Here is a 26,304-nt window from a genome sequence, read left to right on the forward strand (position 1 = left end):
AAATTTATATAATGGATGAATAAATTCATCCSGGAACAACAAAATATTTATCATGTCCATCCAATCTATTTATTTACAAAGTGCGTTACAACGACTGGAAACACACCGCCAACTGGGACTTAAAACCATAGAAAGACTCACCACCGAACAACTGCACTGGCAGCCGGATGGAGCACCCAACAGCATTGCCATGATCATTAAGCACCTGCATGGCAATATGTTATCCCGCTGGACCGACTTCCTGACTACAGATGGCGAAAAGCCTAACCGTGACAGAGACCTCGAATTTGAAGAAAGCAATACTACAGCAGCAGAACTACTGGAATTGTGGAATACGGGTTGGGACTGTATGCTGAACGCCATCCGCAGCTTACAGGAAACAGACCTCGACAGAACGGTTTTCATCCGCAATGAACCACATATCGTGATAGATGCCATCAACCGTCAACTGGCACATGTGCCCTATCATGTTGGACAAATCGTTTATATTGGTAAAGCAATCCTGAAAGATCAGTGGCAAAGCTTGTCCATCCCTAAAGGAGGATCTGCCGCCTACAACAGAGAAAAAACAGGGAATAAATAATTCATGAAAATACGTATAGCCTTAGCCGTTATTGCAACCATGTTCGTGATAACTGCCTGTCAAAGTAAAAAAACCAATGACCTGCTGATGAACAAAAAGTGGCGGGTATATGATGTGCGGATTCCGCCGGAATCTCCTATCAGCAATACGCAGTACATACAGGCGCAGGATCTGAAGAAAGGCTACTACCGTGACGCCTATTACCAGTTCCTGGATAACAACGTTTTTGTGGCGACCATCGCCGGCAGATCAGACACCGGAAAATATTTTATTCTCAGCAATGGCGCTATGATTTCTGTTACCGCTAAAAACGGTGACCGTAAAGTAGAGAACCTCGTCACGGTGACTAAGCTTTCAGAAAATTACTTTGACATGCTGGTCACTTCCACGGATTTCCAGTTTATCTTATGTACTAAAAAAGAATAAACGCCATGCTGTATACAGATCTTACACCCGGGAGAACGGTAATGCTGGAAGGCAGGAGCTGCCTGTTTTTTTCGGGGTTTGCTTACCTGGGTTTGCATCAGCAACCGGCGTTTAAAAGCCTGCTGATTCAGGGGATTGAACAGTATGGTACTGTTTTCCCTTCTTCGCGGGCAGGTAACTTACGTTTATCTATATACGAAGAGATAGAGCATGCACTGTGTACACTGTTACATCAACAGGCAGCCACGGTATTTTCCTCCGGCTACCTGGCGTCACAAGCCGCCGTGCATTATGGCGCCACCTGCGGTCAGCTCTTGTACGCCCCTGGAACACATCCGGCGTTGTGGCATCAACAGCCCATGCTTCCACAGATGAACCGGGAAGAATGGATTACCCAATCGATAGAGAAAATCAACGCGCATCCGGATAATAGCTTCGTCATTGTTTCTGATACTGTCAACCCGTTGACCGGTACCATTCATTCTTTTCACTGGCTGCAGGAACTGCAGCGCAAAGTACTCGTCATCGCAGACGACTCACATGGTATTGGCGTGCTGGGGCCAACAGGAGAAGGATGTATACATTTTTTACCACAAGCCCCCAATATTCGCTACCTGCTCTCCGCTTCCCTGGCGAAGGCTTACAGCGTGCAGGGCGGCGTAGTAACCGGTCATGCAGCAGACATCATGGCGCTGAAAAGAATCCCGCTTTACGCCGGCAGCACGCCCATGATGCCCGCCAACGCTTACGCATGGTTACATGCAGGAGAGTTGATTCAAAAAATGCGCAGATCATTACAGCAAAACATCGCCTACCTGCTGCACCTGACGGCTGGTTCTGCCGTGCATAATCCACATGCCCTGCCCATGTTTATTTTGCCAACAGGTGATGCTATTGTTCATTATCTGCAGGATAAAGATGTGATTATTTCCAGCTTTCCTTATCCGCAACCTGATAGCCCGGTGGTAAACCGGGCGGTCATATCTAGTTTACATCTGCAGGAAGATATGACCACCTTGCATCATTTTCTATCGGCTTTCTCCTTATAGTAAAACAGCAGCGGAGAACATAGTATGTATGTTCTCCGCTGCTGTTTATTACAACTTTTCATTTATTTACTTTCTTGTCGTTTTCGGCATTCTAAGTTCTACTACATACACCCCAGCCTTCATCAGACGGAATGCAAACAGTGGATTCACACTACCAATTTTGCTCGTCAGCGTTTTATCTATTGACACAAATGCAGAAGGAATACGATAATACATCAGGTAGTTCCAGTYGGTACCGCCGTTTGAATATTTACTTAAAGGGAAAGGCGCGATTTCAAAATTACAAATCATAGCGGTATCTGTATATTGAATTGGGTGGAACCTCGCATAGTTTTCGAAAATAGGACGGTCACCACGTTTAATGATCTCCCCTTTACTAGGATTGAAAGGAACACCATTCTTATCTGTTATCTTCAGGATTACAGAAGCACCACTTTCGCTCACCCTGGTGATGGTCATAGTAGGAGCCCCCATTGGAATAGTAGCAGATCCATCGTCTGGAAACAGGTTGCAATTGGCAGTTGTTTCCGTGATCAATGGCGGATCAACGGTGGTCATTGTCGCTATATTTTTATACAGTTTGGAACCTGCTACATTGGATACTTCTATGTCGTATTCATAAGTAACTCCAAGTGGCAAACTATCGGTAGCACCGTTGAATACAAATTGCCCACTACTCAGGAACTCATATGGTTTTAACTGTTTAAGGGTGCGTTTTTTATTCACCTGCTCAATGGTAGTATCCACGGCAGGATCCAYGGCAGCAGTGTATACATATACCGGGTACTCTTTATAAAATTCATCGGCATGCTTATGCGTATCCGCCCGCCGTACATCCACCAGTTTAACGGTCATCGGCTGGGTAGTACCATCAGCCAGGATGGCGCTGGTTTTCTGGAATGGAGTTCCGCGCTGGATGGTGAGCGGTGCATCCGGCACATACAACCCATCACTTAAAAATCCTTCTGTTATTTTCTTGCAACCGCCAGTCAGGATACCCAGCAGGATTGCAGCACTCAGTAATTTTTTCAGGCTATATTTTTCAGGCATAATGTTAAGTTTATTGTGGTAAGACTACTTCCAATAGAAGGCGTGTGTATTGGCCAATACATGCAGTATGCCTGTTTTGGTGATGATACCGGTAGTTTGTAATATGTCTTCTTTGTCCCTGTCATCCTGCGGAAAATCATCTGGCAGCGGATCGGGATCAAGTCCGTTAATAACTTTTGCTACATATATATACCGCACACCGGCAGACAGGATACCACCGTACTGGTCTGTTTTCTTTAACCTGATGGAGAAGTCTTCCCCCACTTTATTCTTATATACCTGTTGTTCCAGTGAAAGATCTGAGCGTTGGATCTTACCATCGTACATATAAGCCATCAGGGAATCGCGCAGCTCAGGTGCTTTGAGACTATCAATCGTATATGTTACATTTTCATCATTCAGCTCCTCCTGTAACTCCTTGGTGCGGGCTTTCAGGAATTGTTTGATGGAATAATCAGTAGGCGCCATGAAGGTGATATTACTGTTGATCGTTTCCTTTAACCCTGCTTTATCTATCAGCAGGATCAGCGTATCAAAAAGCGGGTTGGCTTTCAGATAATCATAAGTGGTCATGTCAACATGATCATTTGTTGGACTCCCGCCTATAAAGTGGTCATCTTTTTTACAGGCAGTAAACAACAGCACGGCCAGCAACAACACCCATCCGCCTTTTGCTATTAATATGTTTGATTTTTTCATGTCAGTTCTTTTAAACGGTCATAATAATTTGCGCGCACTATTTCACTCTTCCCAACCAGAATGGGTTTTGTGTAATAACATTGTTATTCAGGAACAATACACGTCCTACCGGCCATTTCCAGCCACCCGCATCAAAACGGCTCTGCGGGAAATTACCACCTGCTATCTCAGGATTGGTCAGCAAACCGGTACGTACCAGGTCGTACCAACGCTGGCCTTCCGCATACAGCTCACGGGAGCGCTCACGCATTACTTCCCATTTAATGTCATCTATATCATCCGCTGTCAGCAAATCTGCATGTGCTCTGGCTCTTACGGTATTAATATCTGCCAGTGCAGCACCAAAATTGCCCTGATCGGCATAGGCTTCCGCACGTAACAGGAGCAGGTCTGCATAGCGCATCAGGATGATGTTGGCATCTACCGCTGCTTGTGTGAAGGTTGCGGGATTCTTATAGTAAATATTTTCCCGGTTAGGTCCTGCAAATTTGCAGATTACCGAGTTGTAAGGTTTATCCGCATCCAGTGTGGAGAAGAAGTACTGCAAACGCACATCAGGTGTATTATCTCCATAAAGGTTGCCGATCAGTTCCAGGTTAGGGGCATCAGGTTTGCCGGTCTTGGTCTGAATGAAAGGCTCTTTCAGGATAGAGTAATAAAAGCCTTTTTCCACTTGCTGTTCTCCATTTCCAACCTGCATGTTGATTTCGAAAACACCTTCATTGGATTTACCATGGAATATCTTCGGATAGCTTTCTGCAGGCAGCAACTGGTATTGACCACTGGCTGCTACGGAATCTACCGCATCAATCGCGTTGGTAAGGTCAGATGCTACACTTCCTTTATTCAGGAAGTTTTTCCACATATACACATTTGCCAGCAACCCAAAAGCAGCGCCCTTATTAGCTCTTACCGCTCTTTCTGAACCATTGGTATACACCATTGGCAACAGGCTGATCGCGTTTTTAAGATCTCTCACACAACTATCGAGAATGATTTTTTCATTCGTGCGTGGTATATTGGTTGCTTGTCCCGGATTCGCATCATAAGTCAGTACCTGTGGCACATCCCCCCAGATACGAGCCATGTAAAAATAGGTAAAGGCACGCAGGAAATAGGCCTCGCCCATCAAACGGTTGCGGGTTTTTGTTGGCTGGTCGGTGAATTTTGCATCCGGAATTAGTGGCAAATGATGCAACACCAGATTGGCCTGCGTAATTACTTTATAGTACGGCGTCCAATCATGATATCCCTCGAGATAACTACCGAGAAAGTCTGCATTGTTAAATCCATCGCCGCCTTTCACGAGAAATCCCACATCATACTGGTTATAATCCATAAATTCAAATGCCGGCAGCGAACCATAGGCAAAATGCGACATGTTCTGGTCATATTCAGTATTGGATGTTAAAGCCTTACGTAGTAACGCATAATTACCCGCTATGCCTTGCTCAGCGTCGCGCTGGTTTGTCCAGAATACGGGCCCATAGGGTGAATTGATCGGGTCCTGGTCCAATAGCTTTTTACAGGAGGTAAATGGAGATAATACCAGTCCCGCTGCTATTACCACAAAAATATGTTTAAGACAATTCATAACAACTTCTTTTTTAAATTAAAAACCAACATTTACACCCAGCGTAAATTTTCTCGGAATCGGGTAGCCACCACCGGTATAAGTACCTTTTTCATCTACTGCTTCGGCATCAGGCACACTGGCCTTCTGGAACATCTTCAGATTATCCACAACACTATAGATCTGGAGATTACGGAGTTTGATCCGATCCAGGAATTTGCGGTTGAAAGTGTAAGAGAGGTTCACGTATTTAATACGTGCATAACTGCCGTTTTCCACAAAAGCAGTGGAGAATGGCAGAAACTGATAATAATACTTTTTGCTGTAAGGTATCACCTCTGCAAATTGGGCATTGTCACCTTCTTTATGCCAGCTGTTAATAGTATTTGGATCTATGGCAGCAATCTGCGCATAATTGGTCGTTAACCCTATCAACCTGTCGGACATATATTTGTTATAGATATCACGACCCAGCAAGAACGTAACATATACTTCCAGGTTAAAGCCTTTATAAGAAAAACTATTGCTGAAACCACCGGTAGCAGCCGGATTCGGGTTGCCTCCCCGAACTTTGTCATTCCAGTCCCATACATCATAATCACCATTCTGATCCTGCCAAATGAAATCACCTGCCTGTACAGTATGGTTACCATTCCAGTAGGTCATTTTTTCACCGGTATAAGGATTAAACGGAATGTCCTTTGCAGATTTGTAAACACCATTGCTCTTAATCATATAGAACTCGTTAATAGACCGGCCTTTGGTAAGCACATAGGTCATACCGGTATTAGCGTCTGATACCATCAGGTCACGATTACCATTAGGCAGCTTGACGATCTGGTTTTTTACAAAAGACAAGAGGAAACGGGAGTTCCACTGGAATGCACTGCTGGCAGGGAGTATACGCGCCTGGATATTAAACTCTGCACCAATGTTACGTACATCTACCGCATTGGTATTTACTTTATTGTAACCGGTAGTAGAAGGCAGCAGCAGATCGAACAACATTTTAGAGGTTCCTCTGTTAAACGCATCCGCAGTCACATTGATACGTCCGTTGAAGAAGCTGGCGTCAAAACCAATGTTGGTTTGCAACGCCTGTTGCCAGGTTAATCCATCCTGCGCCACACCACCCGAGAAATTAGGCGTTACGGCGTTCACGCCATTATAAGTACCTCCTGTAGCACCGCCATAGGTTCCCTGGTTAATGCTGTAAGTATTGTAAGGCAGATAAAAACCTGTGGGCAAGCTACCGGTAACACCAAAACTACCACGGATTTTAAACATGTCCATCCATTTCTTCACCGGCTCCATAAAAGGCTCATCTGTTACGTTCCAACCGGCAGATACAGATGGGAAGTACCCCCAGCGGCTATTACGACCAAAACGGGAAGAAGCATCTGCTCTATAGGCAAATGACAACAGGTATTTTTCTTTATAATCATAGTTTACACGGGAGAAGAAAGACAACATGCCGGCAGATTCATAGTTGGAGCCAGAAATGATGTTACCATAAGGATCTGTATATGCCAGATAGTTAACATCAAATCCCTGTACCACCTTGATATTATCATTGCCCAACGACCCGCTGCCGATACCCGTATATTCATTCCTCACATTATTGATCGTGTTACCCAACAATATATTCAGATGATGATCCCTGTTTACCACGTTGGTATTAAAGTTCAGGGTATTATCCAGGTTCACATTTTCATACCGTGATTTATTGCTTTGTGCGTACGACAATCCTGCGGCGTTCAACTCACCCGGCCTGAATATATCACGGGAATTTACGCTGGATTGCAGGGAGCCCATAGAAGAAAAACGCAACTTGGGCGTAATATCGTAGTTCAGGGAAATACTGGCAGTAATATCATCATTGATATTTTTATCACGGCCTGAGGAAAGATCACCTACATAGTTTCTTTTATCAACATCAGACAAATTAAAGAGAGAGGAGAGGTACTGTCCATCCAATAATGGAATAGCATTTTCTCCGGGGAATTGTCCGCGTCCACGTGATCTATCTCCGCGACTAAGACGGAAAAGTGCATCCACACTGAGTTTAGAACTCATTTTTACACCCAGGGCGGTTGAAACGGTATAACGTTTAAATCCGGTTCCTTTGATCGTACCATCTTCATCGTAATAGTTACCACTGATCCGGTAGTTCATCATATCATTGGCGCCGGAAACAGAAAGATCGTAATTCTGTATTATTCCTTTCCTGTAAAACAGATCCTGCCAGTCGGTAGCTCCCTTAAAAGCCGGGTTCAGACTATCTGTTAACAACATAGGCGTTTCCAAAGCCATTCTGTCTGCGTCCATGTATTTAGACATATAAGCCAGTTTGAACTGTCTTTCCTCAGCGCCTCCGATAACATTTTCAAACTTAGGCTGCTGTGTTAATCCTCCATAAGTGGAGAAATTCACCTGCGGTTTGCCGGGTTTACCACGTTTTGTTTTCACAATCACTACGCCGTTAGCACCACGGGAACCGTAGATAGCGGCTGCAGAAGCATCTTTCAGGATATCGATAGATTCAATGTCATTAGGATTCAAACCGGCAATATAGTTGGTACCGGTGTTATCAAATGCCGCCGCATCATCCATGGAAATGGGAATACCATCTACCACAAATAACGGGGAACTCAGGGTACGCGCCGCATCGGCACTTCTGCTGATTGCTGTAGTACCTCTGATCACAAAAGAGCCGCGTACACCTGGCTCACCGGTAAAATTCTGTACGTTCAAACCAGCAGCACGACCTTGTAATAACTGGTCGAAACTTGGGGAGGGTAAGTTTTCAATCTCCTTACCTTTTACGCTGGAAACAGCTGCTGTTACGGTTTTACGCTTCACTTCCTGGTAACCGATCACCACTACATCTTTCAGACTTCTGGCATCAGGCTTCAACGTTATGTGAAAAGTGCTCTTACCTCCTACCGAAACGGCTTGTGTTTCAAATCCAATAAATGAAACGGATAGTTTGTTAGAGCTACCTTTTAAGGTAAATGCGAATTTTCCGTCAGGGTCGGTGGCCGCCCCATTGTTGGTGCCTACTTCTTTCACAGATACACCGGGTAATGCCCCTCCTTTTTCATCTGTAACGGTTCCTGAAATTCTCCGCTCCTGGGCCCATACCTGTAGGCATAGCAATCCCATGAGTGCTAATAATAGCAACTTTTTGTGCATAGATTCTGGTTTAATAAATTACTCTGGAATGATCAGATTGACATATCCGAATGCTGACGATAACTGCTCACTGATGAATTAATAATTGTTACTGTTGGAATTTGATTGACTGATTTCTTTTGTGCTGACTTCCGATTCGTTAAATTGAATTACTGGTTGACTAAAAAATTTTGTTCACTCACTGTTGACTCACTGAATTGTTTCTTGACTAAAAATTTGCACCGATTCGTTACTGGTCGAATAAATTACTTGTTGACTGAAATGCTCTTTACGCTCTACTTATTCACTACTTTCATTGTTCCTGTCCGAAATTTATAATTGTTAAAGTTTTCCCAATACAATAATAAAAACAACTGACAATATAATGACACACCTTTAAATACTGCAGCAAATGGCGTTCTTTCCGCGCAAACACTTGATAAATATATCTTACCGCTAAAAACAAGCTATTTTATAGTTCATTTAAATTAAAATACTATCATAAAATAGCAATTTAATATCAGTTATTTTTTACCATCAAGACAACTTAATGACAATTAGTTATTACTCATTTTCCGGCGAATGATTGTCCCGTCCAATACTGTACTCACTGTTACCTATATACGAAATTATCCATGCAGTGAGCAAATGACCTCGCCACTTACTTTACATCTGCCTGAATATTCATCATTCAGCATTACCAATTCTTAATTCTGGCCTTGATTGCCAACTATTAATTATTTTTGCCGGATAAACTTTGCAGCCTGAAAAAAGTACGGAAAATATTATCTGTCGTGTTACTATGTTTGTTAGGCCTCGTCATTCTGATCGGAATACTGGTAAACATCCCTGTGGTGCAGAACTTCCTTGTGGGTGAGGTGACCAGCCGGCTGTCGGACCGGCTGAAAACACGGGTGCAGATTGACCGCGTAAGCTTTCAGTTGTTTAACAGTATGCAAATGGAAGGCGCCCTGATAGAAGACCAACACCGCGACACACTATTATATGCAGGCAAATTACAGGTACGCATTACCGACTGGTTCTTCTTCCAGGATAAACCCATCCTCAAATTTATAGGGCTTGAAAATGCGCAGGTCAACCTGCTGCGGTCCCGCAAGGATTCTGTCTGGAACTATCATTTCATCGAAGAGGCCTTCTCTTCCACACCCGATACCAGCCAAACCCCTTCCCAGGGCATTTCACTGGACCTGAAAAAAATTGATCTTAAAAACATTCAGCTAAACCAGGTAGATGCCTGGGTAGGTGAAGATATGCGGGCATCTGCCAAACGCATCTACCTGGATGCTAAAAACCTGGACCTCCAGAAACATAATATTGATATCCAGGAGCTGACCCTCACAAATCCTAATTTCATTATCAGCAGCTATGCCTCCTCGCCACTCCGCCACAGAAGGCATTCCGCCTCCTCCGGCGGCCCCGTGCCCGATACCGGCAAACTGCAACAACTGCGATGGAATAATGCCAACTGGAAACTTATTGTAAAAGAAATTAATATAAAAAATGGCACTTTCGGTGTGGATAACCCGGACGACAGTACGGAAATAGAACCAGGATATTTTGCACCACATCATATCCGGTTCAATAACATCAACCTGTCGCTCACCAATACCAGCCTGGTGAAAGACAGTGTGATCGGCGATCTTACTATGAGCACCAAAGAGCGCAGCGGCTTCGAAGTGAAAAAACTCAGCAGCCGGTTTAAGATGTCGCCGGTGGAAATGGAATTTTCTCAACTGGACCTGGAAACAAACCGCAGCCATATCGGAGACTATTTCACCATGCAATACAGTGATATCAGCGATATGAGCGATTATATCAATGATGTGTTTATGCAGGCCAGCTTTAAAAACTGTAAACTGTCATCAGACGATATCGCTTTTTTTGCACCACCGCTCTCCTCCTGGAAAAAAGAAATCACCCTCAACGGGAAGGCCCGTGGCCCTGTCAGCAACCTGAAAGCATCTGAAATAGAACTGGAAGCAGGCAATACCACCCGCCTGAAAGGAAGTCTCGAAATGCGCGGATTGCCGGATATCTACGAAACATTCATCGACTTCCATGCCGATGAACTGGTGACCACCGGGAAAGATGTGATGCAGATCATGCCCATTGTAAAAGATGTAGTCAATACTGTCCGGATAGATCGCCTCTCTGCCATCCGCTTCCAGGGCAGTTATACCGGTTTCATTAATGACTTTGTTGCCTATGGTCAGTTCCAGACTAATCTGGGTAAACTGAACTCCGATCTGAACTTTAAAACCAGCCGGGATGTTCCTGTATACTCCGGGAGCTTAACAGCCGTTAAGTTTGATATTGGAAGTCTTTTTGATAACGCCAACCTCTCTACGATTTCCCTGGATGCTAAAGTAGATGGCGCCGGCTTCAACTTTAAAACGCTGAAAGCCAGCGTAGATGCCAATGTACAGGAGATTGCCCTTTTTGGATATAACTATCAGAACATCAAAACAAAAGGTGAAATGAGCCGTAAGTTTTTTAATGGCTCCCTCACCGCCAATGATCCCAACCTGGATATGGATTTTGCCGGCACCATTGATTTCAATGAAGCATTGCCGGTATTCAATTTCAATGCGGACGTCCGCAAAAGTGATCTGAAGGCATTACATATCACCGAAGATTCCGTTACCCTGCAGGCCAAAGTAGATCTTAATTTCGCCGGTAGCAACATTGATAACTTCGATGGTGTTGCCAGGATGTATGAAGTGTCTGCATTCAAAGATAACCGCCGCCTTGAGTTCGACTCCCTGAATGTATCGTCTCACCTGGTAGATAATCAGAAAGTACTGGAATTTGCAGGTAGTGAAATCAGCGGCTATGTAAAAGGACAATATAGCTTCCTGCAACTGCCGGACGCATTTCACTTGTTGCTGTATAAATATTATCCCAGTTATTTCAGTCCACCGCAAAATATCAGCATCAACCAGGACTTCACTTTTGCCTTTAACCTGGGAGAAGTGGATAAGCTGCTGAAAGGCTTTACCAATCAGTTTTCCGGCTTTAATGAAAGTAAAGTAAACGGTGCCCTGAATACCATGAATGGCGGCAACCTGGTATTAAACATCAACATACCCGAAGCCGGCTATCTTGGTTATCATGTACAGGATTTACAGGTAAAGGGAGAAGGTAATTTTAATAAAGTCAATATCAGCACCAGTATTGGCAAAGTGCTGTCAGGTAAAAATGTGATGCTCGAAAATCCGTTGATAATAGCCAGTTCCGGGCATGATACGTCTTTTGTAAAAGTGGATCTGGCAGCGGAAGATACCTCTTCCCTGGATGGTTTTTATGCCCGCATCATTACGGTACCGGAAGGCCTGAAGATAAATTTCCTCAACAGTGCATTCACCGTAAACGAGCGGCAATGGAATGTTACCCCCGGTAATGAAATCTACTGGAGCAAACATTTTCTGACGGTAAAAAACCTCCGTGTCACCCGCAACGATCAGAGTATTACTATAGAGACCAATGAGTATAATCCGGATGAGTCCAAGTTTATTGTTACACTCAAAAACCTTAACCTGGCCGATGTGATTCCGTCTCAGCTCATTACTACCCGTATAGAAGGTATTACAGATGGCACCATCAATATTGCGGATCCTACACAAAACCTGGATATCAACACCGCATTGAGAACACGGGAACTGCGTATTGACAACGATTCTATCGGTATCTTAAATGTAGATGGCACCTACCATCATCAAACCGGCACCGCTACTTTTAATATCCAGTCAGATAATGAAGGCAAAGCTTTCCTGGCGCAGGGTAAAGTAGGGTTATCGGCCAGCAACCACGATATAGATGCTAACATCAAGCTCAATGGTACCTCCATCAGTTTATTAAATAAATACCTCGCGGGGTATGTTTCCCAACTCACGGGGACCGTTGCCGGCAACCTGAATGTCAGTGGTACTACCAGCATCCCTTCTGTGAAAGGTACGCTCACACTGGATACCGTGGGGGTTACGGTTGATTATTTAGGCACCCATTACAGGATTCCAAAGCTGAATGTAAATGTGGATGATAACCTGATTGAATTCGGCAACTTCGTGCTCATAGATAAGTACAACACCAAAGGCACGGCCAGCGGCTATATCAGCCACGACCACTTTGATAAACTTAATTTCGATTTTGATGTAACCGGCAGAGGATTTCTGTTTCTCAACACCAGCGCTGCCGATAATGACCTGTTTTATGGAGATGTGATCGCTGATGGTAAAGTGTATTTTTCCGGCCCGCTGAATGATATGCAGATGCATATCCTGGCCCGTCCTATCAAGGGCACACACTTTTACCTGCCTATGTCCGACAGTAAGGACATAGGAAAGTACGACTATATCACCTTCAAGACATATGGTAAAGAAATAGTAGAAAAGAAAAAGAAGAAAGACAATACTAAACTAACAGTAAAACTGGACATTGCGGCCAATCCGGATGCACAGATAGATGTGATCCTCGATGCCACCACCGGTGATATTATTTCTGCCAATGGTACTGGTAACCTCCAGATTACAGTAAACACCGAAGGTGATTTTACCATGTTTGGTAACTACGAAATCAATAATGGTTCCTATAACTTTAACTTCCAGCGTTTAACCAGCTGGAAATTTGATATAGAAAAAAACAGTACCATTACCTGGAATGGAGATCCATCGGAGGCCAGGGTAAATATTATGGCCAAATACTCCCTGCCTAAGGTAAGTCTGTACAACCTTGTAGGCCAGGGTACCAGTGCCGCCAACGATAAACTGGCCACCCGCACAGAAAAAGTAGATGTACTCATTAATCTGCGGGGCGCCCTGCTGAAACCAGACATCACCTATTCCATTGAATTACCGGAAGTAGGTAGTCTGGCGTATGAAAGTGGTGTGGCGGCTCACCTGAAAGAAATTAACAACGATCAGAATAAAGCATTATTCCAGGTATGGGGTCTCCTGTTCTCTAACCAGTTCCTTCCGGATGATGCTACCTCCACGGCTGCAGCCAACGTAGGTATTACCGGGAAGAATAGTGTGGGCCAGGCCCTGTCTGCACAGGCACAGGCCATCCTTAATAATATTACCGGGGCACTGCTCAAAGGAAGTGGAATAGGCGTGAATGTAAACTACCGGGCTTATAATGTGGGCGGACCATTGGACAATTCTTCCGTTGACCGCAACCAGGTGAGTGCGGGTATTACGAGCAACCTGTTTAATAACCGTTTCCGGTTGTATGCCGGCGGCGATTACGATTGGGGGAAAACCGCTACTTCCGCCAATACCAATCGTTTTGCGGGCGACTTCCGCATTGAATATCTGTTGACGCCAGATGGTCGTTTCCGTATCAATGCATTCAGCAAAACGGACTACGATGTATATAACCTCAGCAACCGTACGAAATCCGGTGTGGGCATTTCCTATATCAGGGAATACAACCGGTTCAGCGAGTTGTTTGGTGGCAGCCGCCGGTCCCGCACACCACTCATGGATTCTTTGCGTAAAGCGGCGGCCTTGAAACAGGAACAGGAAGATGCCGCGAAAGTAAAAGCAGATACCGCTACTACAAAATAAAGACGACAACAAACAGCAAAGGAGCAAGACCTGTAAAACAAGCGTTGCTCCTCTGTGTGGTTTAATTGAGTTGCAGATATCTTTCGAACTCCTGCGAACTTACACGCGGCTCCCTAATGAACCGTCACATTTATCCTTTCAGGATTTCATGCCCTAATTTATCTCTTTTTGTTTTCAGATAAGTCTCGTTGTGTGGGTTGGGATTGATTTCAATCGCCACATTTTCCACTACTTCCAGACCATATCCACTTAAACCGGCGCGTTTACGCGGGTTGTTGGTGATCAGGCGTAATTTACTGATACCCAGCTGACGGAGGATTTGTGCGCCTACGCCGTAGTCGCGTTCGTCCATTTTAAAGCCCAGTTCCAGGTTAGCTTCCACCGTATCCATTCCTTCTTCCTGCAGTTTATAGGCTTTCAGTTTATTCATAAGGCCTATTCCTCTGCCTTCCTGGTTCATATATAATATGAGTCCTTTCCCTTCTTTCTCTACCATTTGCATGGCGGCATGTAATTGTTCACCACAATCACAGCGTAAAGAGTGAAGTATATCTCCGGTTACACAAGAGGAGTGCACACGTACCAGTACAGGCTCATCTTTTTTCCAATCACCTTTCTTCAATGCCATGTGAATTTCACCGGAATTGATCTGTTTAAAGGCGATCAGCTCAAAATTGCCGTATTTGGTAGGCATTTGTACTTTCACCCCTTCTTCAATCAGCGTTTCGGTGCTGAGCAGATAAGCGATGAGGTCTTTGATGGAGATGAGTTTGAGATCGAACCTGGTGGCTATTTCACGCAGTTGCGGTAAACGGGCCATGGAACCATCTTCATTCATTATTTCCACCAGCACGCCAGCAGGTTCAAATCCTGCCAGTCTGGCCAGGTCGATAGTGGCTTCTGTATGTCCGGAGCGGCGTAAAACGCCCCCGGTTTTCGCTTTCAGCGGAAATATATGGCCGGGTTTACCCAGGTGTTCCGGTTTGGTGGTAGGATCAATCAGCGCCTGTATTGTTTTAGCCCTGTCATGCGCGGAGATGCCTGTTGTACAGCCATGTCCCAGCAAGTCTACCGAAACAGTAAAGGGGGTTTGATGCAGAGCGGTATTGTCGCGGACCATGAGTTCCAGTCCCAGCTCTTCGCAACGTTCTTCTACCAGTGGTGCGCAGATCAGCCCACGACCATGGGTACTCATAAAGTTGATGATTTCTGGTGTTACGTTGCGTGCTGCCGTTATAAAATCACCTTCATTTTCACGGTCCTCGTCATCGACTACGATCACCAGTTTACCGTTTTTTATATCTTCTATTGCTGCTTCTATTTTATCTAACATATTTTATTCCCTCCGGGTCAGTAATGTTGAATTGCGCAAAGTTACGACATATACATGTGAAAAGATGAGGGGGAAGGTGGTTGAATTTTAGTTAAAAAAACGTTGCAGATATGTTAATTACACAGGTCGGTTTTAACATATAATAATTTTAAACACTATTGTTAGTATTTATACATTTTAAACCCCATAAAGTTCACTGTGGTTATAGGTTTGACTCATTATTAATATCACCTATTTGAAAAATTATAATTTTTAAGGAAAATCTTGAAAAATCCTACTGTTTATAGGCGTTCAGCTAGATGTCATCCAATATTTCCCTGACCCTCCAAGTTATCCACAGTCTACTTAACAATTTGTTAATTTGAAGTTAAAATTATGCCAGGAAAATTAAGCAACTTTGCGGCTGAAACAACAACATCTTTGCTTTATGGGGTTTAAAAAATTACTCTTTACACTTTCATTGTTACTCACGGTTTTTGTTACCTATGCGCAGGTTACCACCAGCAGCATCTCCGGCGTAGTAACTGACTCAAAAGGCCAGCCTCTCATTGGGGCCACTGTAAAAGCCACCCACACACCTACTGGAACAATTTATGGAACAACCACCCGTAACGGTGGTGAGTTCACCATTCCCAACATGCGTGTTGGCGGACCGTACAAAGTAGAAATTTCTTTTATCAGCTTCAGTACCGAAACCTACAACGACATCTTCCTGAAACTGGGTGAGCCGTTGAAAATCAATGTGAAGCTGTCTGAAGGTTCTACCAGCCTGAAAGAAATCAGCATTACAGCTACCAAAAACACTACCAAAGGTAATGGTGGTACTGCACTGAACATTTCCCGTACTCAGCTCAATAACCTCCCTACGGTGAACAGAAGCGTACAGGACTTTGCCAGACTGAGCCCACAGGCATCTGTTTCTACCAATGGTAAAGATGGCTCCCCCATGGGTATTTCCTTCGGAGGCCAGAGCAATAAGTACAACCAATTTGCAGTTGATGGTGCTGTAACCAACGACGTTTTCGGCTTATCTGCCTCCGGTACCAATGGTGGCCAGGCAGGAGCCAACCCTATTTCTATAGAAACTATTGATCAGTTACAGATTGTACTGAATCCTTACGACGTTAAACAGAGCGGTTTTACAGGCGGTGGTATCAACGCCATTACCAAAAGCGGAACAAACGAGTTTCACGGTGCTGCCTATTTCTACTACCAGGGACAATCCCTCGTGGGTAAGGCTCCGGATTCAACCCGTGCAAAGTACGGCGATTTCACCAATAAAACATTCGGTGCCTCCCTGGGTGGACCAATCATAAAAAACAAACTGTTCTTCTTTGTAAACGCAGAAAGATCTGTCAGGAATAATCCGGTGGATTTCAATCCTGCAACCGGATCTTCCAACGTAACTACCGATGAACTGAAAAGTATTTATGACTATGTTGCAAATAAATATAAGGTAGATCTGGGAAGCTACACTGATCAGGAACGCGATAAACCAGCTACTACCCTCTTTGGCCGTATTGACTGGAATATCAATGCCATTCACAAGCTGACTATACGTCATAATTACCTGAATGCGAGCGATCTGATCTACAGCAGAACTAACAGCTCTGCCGCTTTTGCAAACAACTATTATACCTTCCCTTCAAAAAGCAATTCCAGCGTTATTGAGTTGAACTCCAACTTCTCTAACAAGTTGAGTAATGAGCTCAGGATCGGTTATAACAATGTGAAAGACAGAAGGAACTACCAGGGGCAACCGTTCCCTACTGTTACCATTAATGATAACGGACGCACCATCAACCTGGGTAGTGAATTTTCCTCTACAGCCAACGCATTGGATCAGAGTATCTGGACAATTACAGACAACCTGACCATGTACAAAGGTAAACATACCATCACTGTAGGTGCCAATGCTGAAATCTACAAGATCAAAAACACCTTTATCCAGGGGGCTTTCGGTTCTTACACGTATGATTCCATTAACGGTTTCATTAACAACCTGAAACCAAGACAATACCAGATCAACTATAACACAGCAGATACTACCCTCCGGGATGGTATCGGGTTCAAAGCAGCCCAGATCGGTATCTATGCACAGGATGAATGGAATATCAGGAAAAACTTCACACTGACCTACGGTGTAAGAGTAGACATTCCTATCTTCCCGACTACACCTCCGGATAACGTTGCATTCTCCAAAGATCCTAGCTTTACAGGTTATTCCACTACTACCATTCCAAAATCAAGACCACTGATCGCTCCGCGCGTTGGTTTTAGCTGGGATGTTACTAACGACGGGATGACTACCATCCGTGGTGGTCTTGGTATTTTTACCGGCCGCGTACCATTTGTATGGATCTCCAACCAGTATGGAAATACCGGTAACGTTTATACCAATGTGAGCTTGAGCGGTGCCGGCCTGCCAAACAGCTTCCGTTTCAACTACGATGCAAATAGTCCTTTCTACGGACAATATTCTGCCGCCAATCTCACAGCAATGGGTGCTAATGTAGGAACCAGCCCTTCCAACATCAACCTGACTGATAAGGATTTCAAATTCCCGCAGATGTTTAAAACCAACCTGGCGGTGGAAAGAAAACTGCCATGGGGAATGAGCGCTACCTTAGAAGGTAACTTCACCAAAACGCTCAACAACGCTATCTGGGAAAATCTGAACGTTATTCAATCTAACGACAGCGTTTCTTTAGGCGGTGGTATTAAAAGACCAACATGGGTAAAGAAAAACAAAAACTGGGGCAACCAGATCCTCCTGTTGAAAAATACCAACGAAGGTTATACTTATAACATCTCTGGTGAATTGACCAAACAAACAAGCAACGGCCTGTTCATGAAAGTTGGTTATTCTTACGGTGATTCTTATGCGATTAACGATGGTACCTCTTCTACAGCTGGCTCCAACTGGCGCTTCGGACCAAACATCAACGGTTTGAACAACCTGGAATTGGCCCGCTCCAACTATAGCATGGGTAGCCGGGTACTGGCGGTAGTTTCCAAAACCTTCAAATATGGTAAAGAAGATAAATTCCGTACCACATTAACCCTGTTCTATAATGGTCAATCCGGTATTCCTTACTCATGGGTATACTTTAACACCGTTGATCCTACCGGTGATGACTTAAACGCCAGTGGTAACAATGACCTGATCTACATTCCTAAGGCAGCAGAAGTAACTGCTATGACCTTCGATCTGATCTCTCAAAAAGATTCCAAAGGTAATGTGACCTACTCCCGCACTCCGGATGAACAAAGAGCTGACCTGGAACGCCTGATCAACAGCGACGGCTACCTTAGCAAGCACCGTGGTGAAAATGCCAAAAAGAATGCAAGCCGCACTCCGTTCGAAAATATCTTTGACTTTAAAATAGCGCAGGTGCTGCCTATTTATAAAAATCATAAAGTGGAAATCACTTTCGATATCCTGAACGTAGGTAACCTGCTGAACAAAGATTGGGGCAGAACATACTTCATTGCCAACAACGCCTCTACACCACTCACATTCAGAAAATTCGATACCGTTTCCGGCAACGCAGTTTTCCAATATGACAGAAGAAGAGAGGTTAATGGTTTTGGTGATGAAAAACCATACTTCATCAACAACTTCACGGCTCGTTGGAGAGGACAACTCGGTCTTCGCTACAGCTTCTAAAAGCAATAGATCTTTATAAAAGGAAAGGCCTCCGTGATACACGGGGGCCTTTCCTTTTTACAATAAACGCTTATCCATTCCCGTTATACCCCAAATCCTTTACCCTTGCGCCATCTTATCCTGTTCCTTGTTTTCCTGCTTCCCCTACACAGCATTCATGCACAGAATATAGTGGCCAATCCCGGTTTTTCAGACGTTAATATTTGTACAGAATATAATTACCCCTGTGCACCCAGCGCCTGGGAATCAGTAGCGCCCAATACCAGTAAAATCATGTATACTCAGGTCAAGGGAAACCGCTACATCACCATCACCCTTTATACCAGCATTGATCCAAACTTCCGCTCCTACAGCGAAACACAATTGCTTTGCCCCTTGCACAAAGGGCAACGTTATCAACTGAAGTTGTACACCCTCATGGAAGAAGACCGCCCCTATCCCCTGCCAGGTGTATTATTTGACTCGGTGCCGGTATACCGCTGGACACCCAGACCACTGGCGCAACCCGCCACCCTGTACTTCAACAGAGACTCCGATAAACATCCGGAAAAAAAATGGACGGTGCTGGAAAAAACATTTGTAGCCGAAGCCAATGCGAAATACATGATCATCGGCAACTTTGACTCCTCGCTGGCCCATTACTCAAAAAATGAAACATTTTATCTGAATATAGACAGCGTGTCGCTGGTACCATTATCTGGTAATGTTTGTGCAAACACTAAAGAAACTGCTGCGAAGTTGTACGCGCTGCACGACCGGCATCATTTTATTTCACCAGACAAAGATCTGCAGGACCTGGAGCCCGTGAAGACGCCAAAGCTTCAAACCGTTTTTTATAAACCCGGATCCTGTGATACCCTGCTGTTGAAATCTGATTTCTTCTTACCAAAAAGTAAAAATATCAACCCCTCTTACGCAGGTCAGCTTGAAAGCGCACTAAAGCCATCCGGCAGCGTATTACGTCATAAAATTAAACTCACTGGCTATGTGTTTAAAAATGCCAGTGAAAAATATAACCAGGTAATGGCGCAGGACCGTGCACAGGCAGTGGCCAGCTACATGGTGTATAAAAAAGGGTTTAGCTTCGATGACTTCATCGTTACCGGCGTAGGAAAATTCACTGCAGACGGTGATTCCAGCGAAAGAGTAGAAGTGATTAATTGTCAGCCTTCGGAAGAAGTAACCGTAGCAGTTACACGAACAGATACCTTGCTGATACCAGACCTGCTTTTCCGGGTAGACAGCCATCAACTGGAAGATAGAATGACCCACACACTGGATAGTCTTATCGATAAAATCCCAGTCGGTGATCATATATCCCTGACCGTTACAGGGCATACCGATAATACCGGCACCAACATTTACAACCAGGAATTATCCATGYGCCGCGCATTTACGGTGTCAGATTATATCCGGAACAAAAAGCCAACTAGTAACATCACGGCAGTAAACGGAATGGGCGAGTCTATGCCGGTAGCGGATAATAAAACGGTAACAGGCAGGCGGAAAAACAGGCGGGTGGAAGTGGTGATCTATTATCTGTCCCCACAATAAACTGGGAAAAACGGTATCATGATAAGGTGGTGAATATGAGTGGCTCTTCCGGGTCCATTTGAACCGGAAACAATCAGGAAGATGGCGTACGGTAATCCATACGCCACCTCCATTCGTCCCTCTGGCTGCGCTGGGTGGGCAAGCGTCCAAACTAATCCTGGCCTTGCTCATGGTAGCGCTGAAGAGGGTTAAATAAAATGATATAGGAACACCACATTGCCTGTGTAGGCAGGTTTAGGCTGATCTTTAATCCTCAGCGTGGCTTCAATCACCACTTTGGTTGTTCCTCTTAAATTGGTGATGGAATTCAGTTTAGCCCCCAGTTGAACCTCACTATCTACCACTACTGCCTGTCCGAATTTAAATGATTCAATCCCATAGTTGATTTCCATTTTAATATTACGAACATCTGCAATCTGCTTCCATAAATATGGAATTAAGGATAAGGTTAAATATCCGTGTGCGATGGTGGCTTTAAATGGACCTTCATTCTCCGCTTTTTCCTTGTCCACATGAATCCATTGATGATCTAAAGTGGCGTCCGCAAATTTATCAATCTGCTGCTGGTCAATTTTATGCCATTCGGACACGCCTAATTGCAAACCTACATACGATTGATACTCCTGATAATTATTGATGATTAACATACTTTTTTTTTGTAATCAGTTATAGGTTTTTTATGGCGACGCTTAAAGTTTTCATTCCAATCTAACTCATAGGTATCGCACCACAATATTGTGAAGGCATAAAAGTATTCAAAGTGAACCTGTCTACCAATATATATTGGATTTTTATTGCTTTAGAGTGCCTGTTTTTTATTTTATCCACACTCCACGCTTCCCTTCCTATCCAAAATTTTCCGGATTGCGTAAACGCAACGGCATGCTTTTGCCTAATTTTGCTCCCCACAAATCAAACGGATATACCATACAGCAACATCATCTGAGCACATTATCTTATTTAAACGACGGCAATCACGGCTATGCACACACTTAACAAACGATTATTCCTACTGCTCTTCTCCGGATGTAGTATTACCGCACCATTAATGGCGCAACGAAAAACAACCAACGAAAATAAAAAAGATACCCTGCCCACTAAGGCTGCTGATCAAAAAGTACTCGGTGAAATAGTGGTGTCTGCCAGCAGGAAGCCGGTGACACTGGATAATGTTCCATCTTCCGTAACAGTTATTACCAAAAGAACACTGGAAAACGACCTGCGGATAAATACCGATGTAACAGATATCCTGGCCAGGGAAGTACCCGGACTGGCGCCAGGAACACAAACCAACAGCAACGTAGGCCAAACGCTCCGCGGGCGCCCTGTACTGATCATGATTGACGGAATCCCTCAATCCACCCCACTCCGCAACGGAGAGGTAGACATGCGCTCTATTGATCCGGGCGTGCTGGAAAGAGTAGATGTGCTGAAAGGCGCTACCGCCATATATGGCAACGGTGCTACCGGTGGCCTGATCAACTATATTACCGCTACCCCTAAAGAAGACAAGGCGCTGTCCGGCAGAACCATGATCAATACCACTGGTTCCCTCACCAGCCTGAAAAACAGTGTAGGCGGTCGCGTGAGCCAGATGCTACAGGGAAAATATAAAAAATTCGATTACATCGTAAGTGGTGTAGCCGAAGAAACCGGGGAATATAAAGATGCCAAAGGCAAACTGGTAGGGCCCAACTACAGCCTGGGTGAAACAGACAGCTACAATGCTTTTGCCAAAATCGGGTACCAGGTAAATACCCGTCAGCGCTTACAGCTGATGTACAACTACTACCGCAGCCAGCAAAACTCCAACTACAACGTAGTGAACGGAGATATTCTCAAAGGCATTCCTTCTTCAGGAGTATTAGGAAAACCTGCCGGGGTATCTACCGGCTCCAGGGGCAATCACAACCTGCACCTCGAGTACCAGGCAGATAGTCTCATTGGTGGCACCTCTCTCAGTGCCGATGCCTACTACGAATCCAGGGATGATATCTTTTATGTATCCTTTGGCCGCTTTGCAGGCAGCGATGGACAATCACATACACTGGACAAGAAAAAGGGATTACGCCTGATGTTGAATTCACCGGTGTCCAACAAATATAATTTTAACGGAACCCTTTCGTATGGCGCCGATCTGCTGAATGATGTGACCTCCCAGCCACTGGTAGACGGCCGTGTTTGGGTACCGGAAATGAATATGCTGAACTATGCGCCTTTTGCAGAAACACAGTGGTATCTCTGGCAAAACCTGATCCTGAAAGCAGGTGTGAGAGTGGAAAAAGTGCATGTAAGTGTTGATGACTACAACACCCTGCCGCTGACAAATGCCGATGGCACACTTCCTCCCAGTATCCGCGTAAAAGGTGGAGACCTCGACTATACCGCTACCTTATTTAATGCCGGGATCCGTTATAACCGCCTGCCGGCTTTCATGCCTTACTTCAGCTTTTCACAGGGGTTTTCTGTGTCTGATGTAGGCCTTGCACTGCGTGATTCAAAAGTAAATGACCTGAAAAAGATCAATACAGAAGCTGTTTTGGTGAATAATTACGAACTGGGCTTTGTGAGCGAACACAAAAAATTCCGTTTTGAACTCAGTGGTTTTATCAGCACCTCCAAGCTGGRCGCAGATATGATCTTTGACGCCAACACCGGTTTATTTAATGTGAGCAGAACACCTGAACGCATATACGGTGTTGAAGCTGCCATTACTTACCAGGTATTACACCATCTTGATATCAGCGCCAGCTACAGCTATGTAGAAGGGAAATCAGATACCGCTAAAACGGGTGGCAGCTATAATGTGTACCTGAATGGCAGAAGGATTGCACCGCCTAAAATGACAGCCAGCGTCAATTACCGCCCGCTGAAAGACCTGGAAGTAAGATTGCAGTACATGGGCATAAATGGCCGGAACCGCTTTGAAAAGAAAGCCAATGGCCTKTACAATGGCAACGAAGGCCGGGTAAAAGCATATAACCTGGTGAACTTCAATGCCAATTACAAGGTTACCCCACATACTATGCTGACATTAGGTATCGAAAATCTTTTCAACGAAGATTACTTCCCTGCACGTGCACAGTGGTTCATGATTCCGAATCAGTATGCCAAAGGAAGAGGCGCCGCTTTTAATATAGGCGTTGTCGTTAATTATTAGTAGAAGAAAGGCAATTGTAAAAATATATTCATGGCAGTTTTCCAGGTGGCCACATCATGCCGGCCACCTGGAATCTCCAGGTAAAAGATATCCTTATCCGGCTTATACCCCTTTAGCAGCAACTCCTTTATCAGATCCCGGGTATCATCGATACTGTCGATTACGCCATTGTGATTCCTGTCGGCCGTTTCATCCGCAGTACCACATTCAAAAAAAAACTGCTGCCCCCGATGATAACTTCCTTTACGGATCAGTTGATGCATAATACGGTCCTTATCATCCAGGTACCCGTCACCGAGCGGCTTACTACGCCACCACAATGCACCGGAAAAGACGCCGGCCAGCTGGAAAAGGTCCGGATAATGCCAGGCAATGTCCAGGGCAGACAATCCCCCCAGGGAAAACCCCGCAAATGCACGTTGTTTGATCTGCATACCCGGATACTGTTGTTCCAGGAACGGTAGCAGCTCCCGGATAATAAAGCGGGTATAATTCTCTGCTTGTCCACCCTGCCCCTGATGATCCAGCACTCCTGCCGTACCGTATTCTGACCTGCGATGCACACCGGCATGAATACCCGCGACCAGTACCGCCGGCGGAAGTTCCGGTAATAACCCGGAAAGTTCCTGCCCGTCATTCACCAGCAACAGCACCGAAGGAGACTCCCCCCTGAAATAAGTATCCAGCACCACTTCCCGCTGCAGATACGAAGAATTGATATAATGTTGACGTGTTTGCACCCTAACAATTTACCAATAAACCAATAATCTTTTTTAAATTTATCTAAATGCTTCCCGTGACCGAAAACTATTTGAAATGGCATTCTCCCAACCTGGGAAAGGAATTTGAGATGTTGGTATTCGGCGACAGCGGATATCCGTTACTCCTGTTTCCCACCTCCATGGGACGCTACTATGAAAGCAAAGACTTTGGCCTTATTGAGGCGATCCGCTGGTTTATTGATGAAGGCAGGATCAAGGTATATTGCCCCGACAGTATTGACGCTCTCAGCTGGTACAACAAACAGATTACTCCCGAACAAAGAGCGTATAATCATACCTGTTATGACAAATTGCTGATGGAAGAAATACTTCCCCGCATGGAAGCCGAAACCGGCCGGGAACGGATAGTCGCCGCGGGCTGCAGCTTTGGAGGATATCATGCCGCTAACTTTGCCTTCCGTCATCCTGAAAAGGTATCTTATTTGTTTAGCCTGAGTGGGGTATTTGACATCAAAGCCCGTGTAGACGGATATTATGATGACAATGTATACTTTAACAATCCGTCAGACTATGTGCCGGATAATCAGCATGCCGATCTGTGGCGCATGGGCATTGTGCTGGGCGTAGCAGACCGGGATGTAACAAGACCGCAAAACGAACAGCTGTCAGGATTACTGGCAGCTAAAAAAATATCTCACTGGTTGGATATACGGCCCCAAACGACGCATGACTGGCCGGTATGGCGGGAAATGCTGCCGCATTATCTATCACTTATTAAGTAAGTACTGTATGAAAAAAATAGGTATTCTCTTTGGACAGGAAAACACTTTTCCGCAGGCATTTGTAGATCGCGTAAACCGGATCAATCCTCCCGGCATCTTTGCCGAATTTGTGACCATCGATAAAGTGATGCAGGGCGCAGACTCCGGTTATGCCGTGATAGTAGACCGTATCTCCCAGGATGTTCCCTTTTACCGGGCTTATTTGAAAAATGCGGCGGCTGCCGGAACCGCCGTGATCAACAACCCTTTCTGGTGGAGTGCGGATGACAAGTTTTTTAATAATGCACTGGCAGATAAAATAGGCATTCATGTGCCTAACACCGTACTGCTCCCCTCCTATAAGTTACCGGACGAAACCACCGACAAATCATTCCGTAACCTGATTTATCCATTCGACTGGAACAGCATTTTCGATTATGTGAGCTTTCCCGCTTACATGAAACCTTATGCTGGTGGTGGCTGGAAACATGTATACCGGGTGGAGGATAAAGACGACTTTTTCCATAAACACAGCGAAACCGGGCAACTGGTCATGATGCTGCAGGAAGAAATTGATTTCAGCCAGTATTACCGCTGCTTCTGCATTGGCGGCAGAGAAGTACGCATTATGCCTTATAATCCCAAACAACCGTCTCACCTGCGTTACGAGGCTAATTATGAGGCCAGCCCTGCTCTGCTCGCACAAATCACAGAACAGGTGCTTGCACTCAACCAACATCTTGGCTACGATTTTAATACCGTGGAAATGGCGGTACGCAGTGAAGTCCCCTATGCCATTGATTTCTGCAATCCCGCTCCTGATGCAGATCTTCATTCCATAGGCGCCGAACATTTCGAATGGGTGGTGGAAACCAGCGCCCGTTATGCCATTGAAAGGGCTATTGCACAGAAACCCGGAAAAGATAATCTTACCTGGGGCAAATTTGTGCAACGCAGTCCGGCCA

At 44.9% G+C, this 26,304-nt stretch carries 16 protein-coding genes; 9 read left to right on the top strand and 7 right to left on the bottom strand.

Annotation, left to right across the window (positions count from 1 at the left end):
- Nucleotides 1-52: 52 nt before the first annotated feature.
- The 3 genes from AC1DP6_RS19815 to AC1DP6_RS19825 are packed head-to-tail and all read left to right on the top strand — an operon-like array spanning nt 53 to nt 2,058.
- Nucleotides 53-583: a DUF1572 family protein gene (locus AC1DP6_RS19815; RefSeq protein WP_477056381.1), complete on the top strand. Its 531-nt coding sequence runs from the start codon at nt 53-55 to the stop codon at nt 581-583.
- Between the two features lie 3 nt (nt 584-586).
- On the top strand, nt 587-1,009 hold the full coding sequence (locus AC1DP6_RS19820; protein ID WP_477056382.1) for a hypothetical protein: 423 nt from the start codon (nt 587-589) through the stop codon (nt 1,007-1,009).
- A gap of 5 nt (nt 1,010-1,014) precedes the next feature.
- Nucleotides 1,015-2,058, top strand: a complete 1,044-nt coding sequence (locus tag AC1DP6_RS19825) for a hypothetical protein (RefSeq protein WP_477056383.1) — start codon at nt 1,015-1,017, stop codon at nt 2,056-2,058.
- A gap of 66 nt (nt 2,059-2,124) precedes the next feature.
- On the opposite strand, the gene AC1DP6_RS19830 is transcribed toward AC1DP6_RS19825, so the two are convergent.
- The 4 genes from AC1DP6_RS19830 to AC1DP6_RS19845 are packed head-to-tail and all read right to left on the bottom strand — an operon-like array spanning nt 2,125 to nt 8,575.
- Entirely contained in the window at nt 2,125-3,108 is a 984-nt protein-coding gene (locus AC1DP6_RS19830; protein ID WP_477056384.1) for a DUF5007 domain-containing protein, read from the bottom strand.
- 24 nt (nt 3,109-3,132) lie between these two features.
- The gene (locus AC1DP6_RS19835; protein ID WP_477056385.1) at nt 3,133-3,807 is read right to left on the bottom strand and encodes a fasciclin domain-containing protein; all 675 of its coding nucleotides are present in this window, start codon (nt 3,805-3,807) and stop codon (nt 3,133-3,135) included.
- A 37-nt stretch (nt 3,808-3,844) separates the two neighbouring features.
- A complete protein-coding gene (locus AC1DP6_RS19840) occupies nt 3,845-5,401 on the bottom strand; it encodes a RagB/SusD family nutrient uptake outer membrane protein (protein ID WP_477056386.1) in 1,557 nt (518 codons plus the stop codon).
- An 18-nt stretch (nt 5,402-5,419) separates the two neighbouring features.
- Nucleotides 5,420-8,575 carry a SusC/RagA family TonB-linked outer membrane protein gene (locus tag AC1DP6_RS19845; RefSeq protein WP_477056387.1) on the bottom strand — a complete coding sequence of 1,052 codons (3,156 nt, stop codon included), beginning with the start codon at nt 8,573-8,575 and terminating at the stop codon, nt 5,420-5,422.
- A 773-nt stretch (nt 8,576-9,348) separates the two neighbouring features.
- On the opposite strand from AC1DP6_RS19845, the gene AC1DP6_RS19850 reads away from it, so the two are divergent.
- A complete protein-coding gene (locus tag AC1DP6_RS19850) occupies nt 9,349-14,139 on the top strand; it encodes a translocation/assembly module TamB domain-containing protein (protein ID WP_477056388.1) in 4,791 nt (1,596 codons plus the stop codon).
- A gap of 130 nt (nt 14,140-14,269) precedes the next feature.
- Here AC1DP6_RS19850 and AC1DP6_RS19855 read toward each other — a convergent pair whose 3' ends face one another.
- On the bottom strand, nt 14,270-15,472 hold the full coding sequence (locus tag AC1DP6_RS19855; RefSeq protein ID WP_441574441.1) for a bifunctional 3,4-dihydroxy-2-butanone-4-phosphate synthase/GTP cyclohydrolase II: 1,203 nt from the start codon (nt 15,470-15,472) through the stop codon (nt 14,270-14,272).
- A gap of 427 nt (nt 15,473-15,899) precedes the next feature.
- Between AC1DP6_RS19855 and AC1DP6_RS19860 the strand changes: the two genes are divergently transcribed.
- Both AC1DP6_RS19860 and AC1DP6_RS19865 read left to right on the top strand, forming a co-directional pair.
- A complete protein-coding gene (locus AC1DP6_RS19860; RefSeq protein WP_477056389.1) occupies nt 15,900-19,142 on the top strand; it encodes a TonB-dependent receptor in 3,243 nt (1,080 codons plus the stop codon).
- Nucleotides 19,143-19,247: 105 nt separating this feature from the next.
- Nucleotides 19,248-20,696, top strand: a complete 1,449-nt coding sequence (locus AC1DP6_RS19865) for an OmpA family protein (protein WP_477056390.1) — start codon at nt 19,248-19,250, stop codon at nt 20,694-20,696.
- A gap of 188 nt (nt 20,697-20,884) precedes the next feature.
- Here the strand turns inward: AC1DP6_RS19865 and AC1DP6_RS19870 are convergent, their stop codons facing one another.
- A complete protein-coding gene (locus AC1DP6_RS19870; RefSeq protein ID WP_477056391.1) occupies nt 20,885-21,343 on the bottom strand; it encodes a MaoC family dehydratase in 459 nt (152 codons plus the stop codon).
- Nucleotides 21,344-21,678: 335 nt separating this feature from the next.
- Here AC1DP6_RS19870 and AC1DP6_RS19875 point away from each other — a divergent pair, with 335 nt between their 5' ends.
- Nucleotides 21,679-23,856 (top strand): TonB-dependent receptor, encoded by a 2,178-nt coding sequence (locus tag AC1DP6_RS19875; RefSeq protein WP_477056392.1) that lies wholly within the window; start codon nt 21,679-21,681, stop codon nt 23,854-23,856.
- Here the strand turns inward: AC1DP6_RS19875 and AC1DP6_RS19880 are convergent.
- On the bottom strand, nt 23,853-24,596 hold the full coding sequence (locus AC1DP6_RS19880) for an alpha/beta hydrolase (RefSeq protein WP_477056393.1): 744 nt from the start codon (nt 24,594-24,596) through the stop codon (nt 23,853-23,855). The genes AC1DP6_RS19875 and AC1DP6_RS19880 overlap by 4 nt on opposite strands.
- 47 nt (nt 24,597-24,643) lie before the next feature.
- Between AC1DP6_RS19880 and AC1DP6_RS19885 the strand changes: the two genes are divergently transcribed.
- Complete coding sequence (locus AC1DP6_RS19885) at nt 24,644-25,360, top strand: esterase family protein (RefSeq protein WP_477056394.1); 717 nt, start codon at nt 24,644-24,646, stop codon at nt 25,358-25,360.
- A 7-nt stretch (nt 25,361-25,367) separates the two neighbouring features.
- On the top strand, nt 25,368-26,304 hold a 937-nt coding region (locus tag AC1DP6_RS19890), incomplete at its 3' end, for an ATP-grasp domain-containing protein (RefSeq protein WP_477056395.1).

This window comes from Chitinophaga sp. 01L420 (assembly GCF_056399985.1).

Bases quoted from the DNA above. Each gene is read 5' to 3' on its own strand.
- AC1DP6_RS19820 (WP_477056382.1), top strand. From the start codon at position 587: ATGAAAATACGTATAGCCTTAGCCGTTATTGCAACCATGTTCGTGATA.
- AC1DP6_RS19840 (WP_477056386.1), bottom strand. From the start codon at position 5,401: ATGAATTGTCTTAAACATATTTTTGTGGTAATAGCAGCGGGACTGGTA.
- AC1DP6_RS19825 (WP_477056383.1), top strand. From the start codon at position 1,015: ATGCTGTATACAGATCTTACACCCGGGAGAACGGTAATGCTGGAAGGC.
- AC1DP6_RS19885 (WP_477056394.1), top strand. From the start codon at position 24,644: ATGCTTCCCGTGACCGAAAACTATTTGAAATGGCATTCTCCCAACCTG.
- AC1DP6_RS19870 (WP_477056391.1), bottom strand. From the start codon at position 21,343: ATGTTAATCATCAATAATTATCAGGAGTATCAATCGTATGTAGGTTTG.
- AC1DP6_RS19855 (WP_441574441.1), bottom strand. From the start codon at position 15,472: ATGTTAGATAAAATAGAAGCAGCAATAGAAGATATAAAAAACGGTAAA.
- AC1DP6_RS19860 (WP_477056389.1), top strand. From the start codon at position 15,900: ATGGGGTTTAAAAAATTACTCTTTACACTTTCATTGTTACTCACGGTT.
- AC1DP6_RS19845 (WP_477056387.1), bottom strand. From the start codon at position 8,575: ATGCACAAAAAGTTGCTATTATTAGCACTCATGGGATTGCTATGCCTA.
- AC1DP6_RS19815 (WP_477056381.1), top strand. From the start codon at position 53: ATGTCCATCCAATCTATTTATTTACAAAGTGCGTTACAACGACTGGAA.
- AC1DP6_RS19835 (WP_477056385.1), bottom strand. From the start codon at position 3,807: ATGAAAAAATCAAACATATTAATAGCAAAAGGCGGATGGGTGTTGTTG.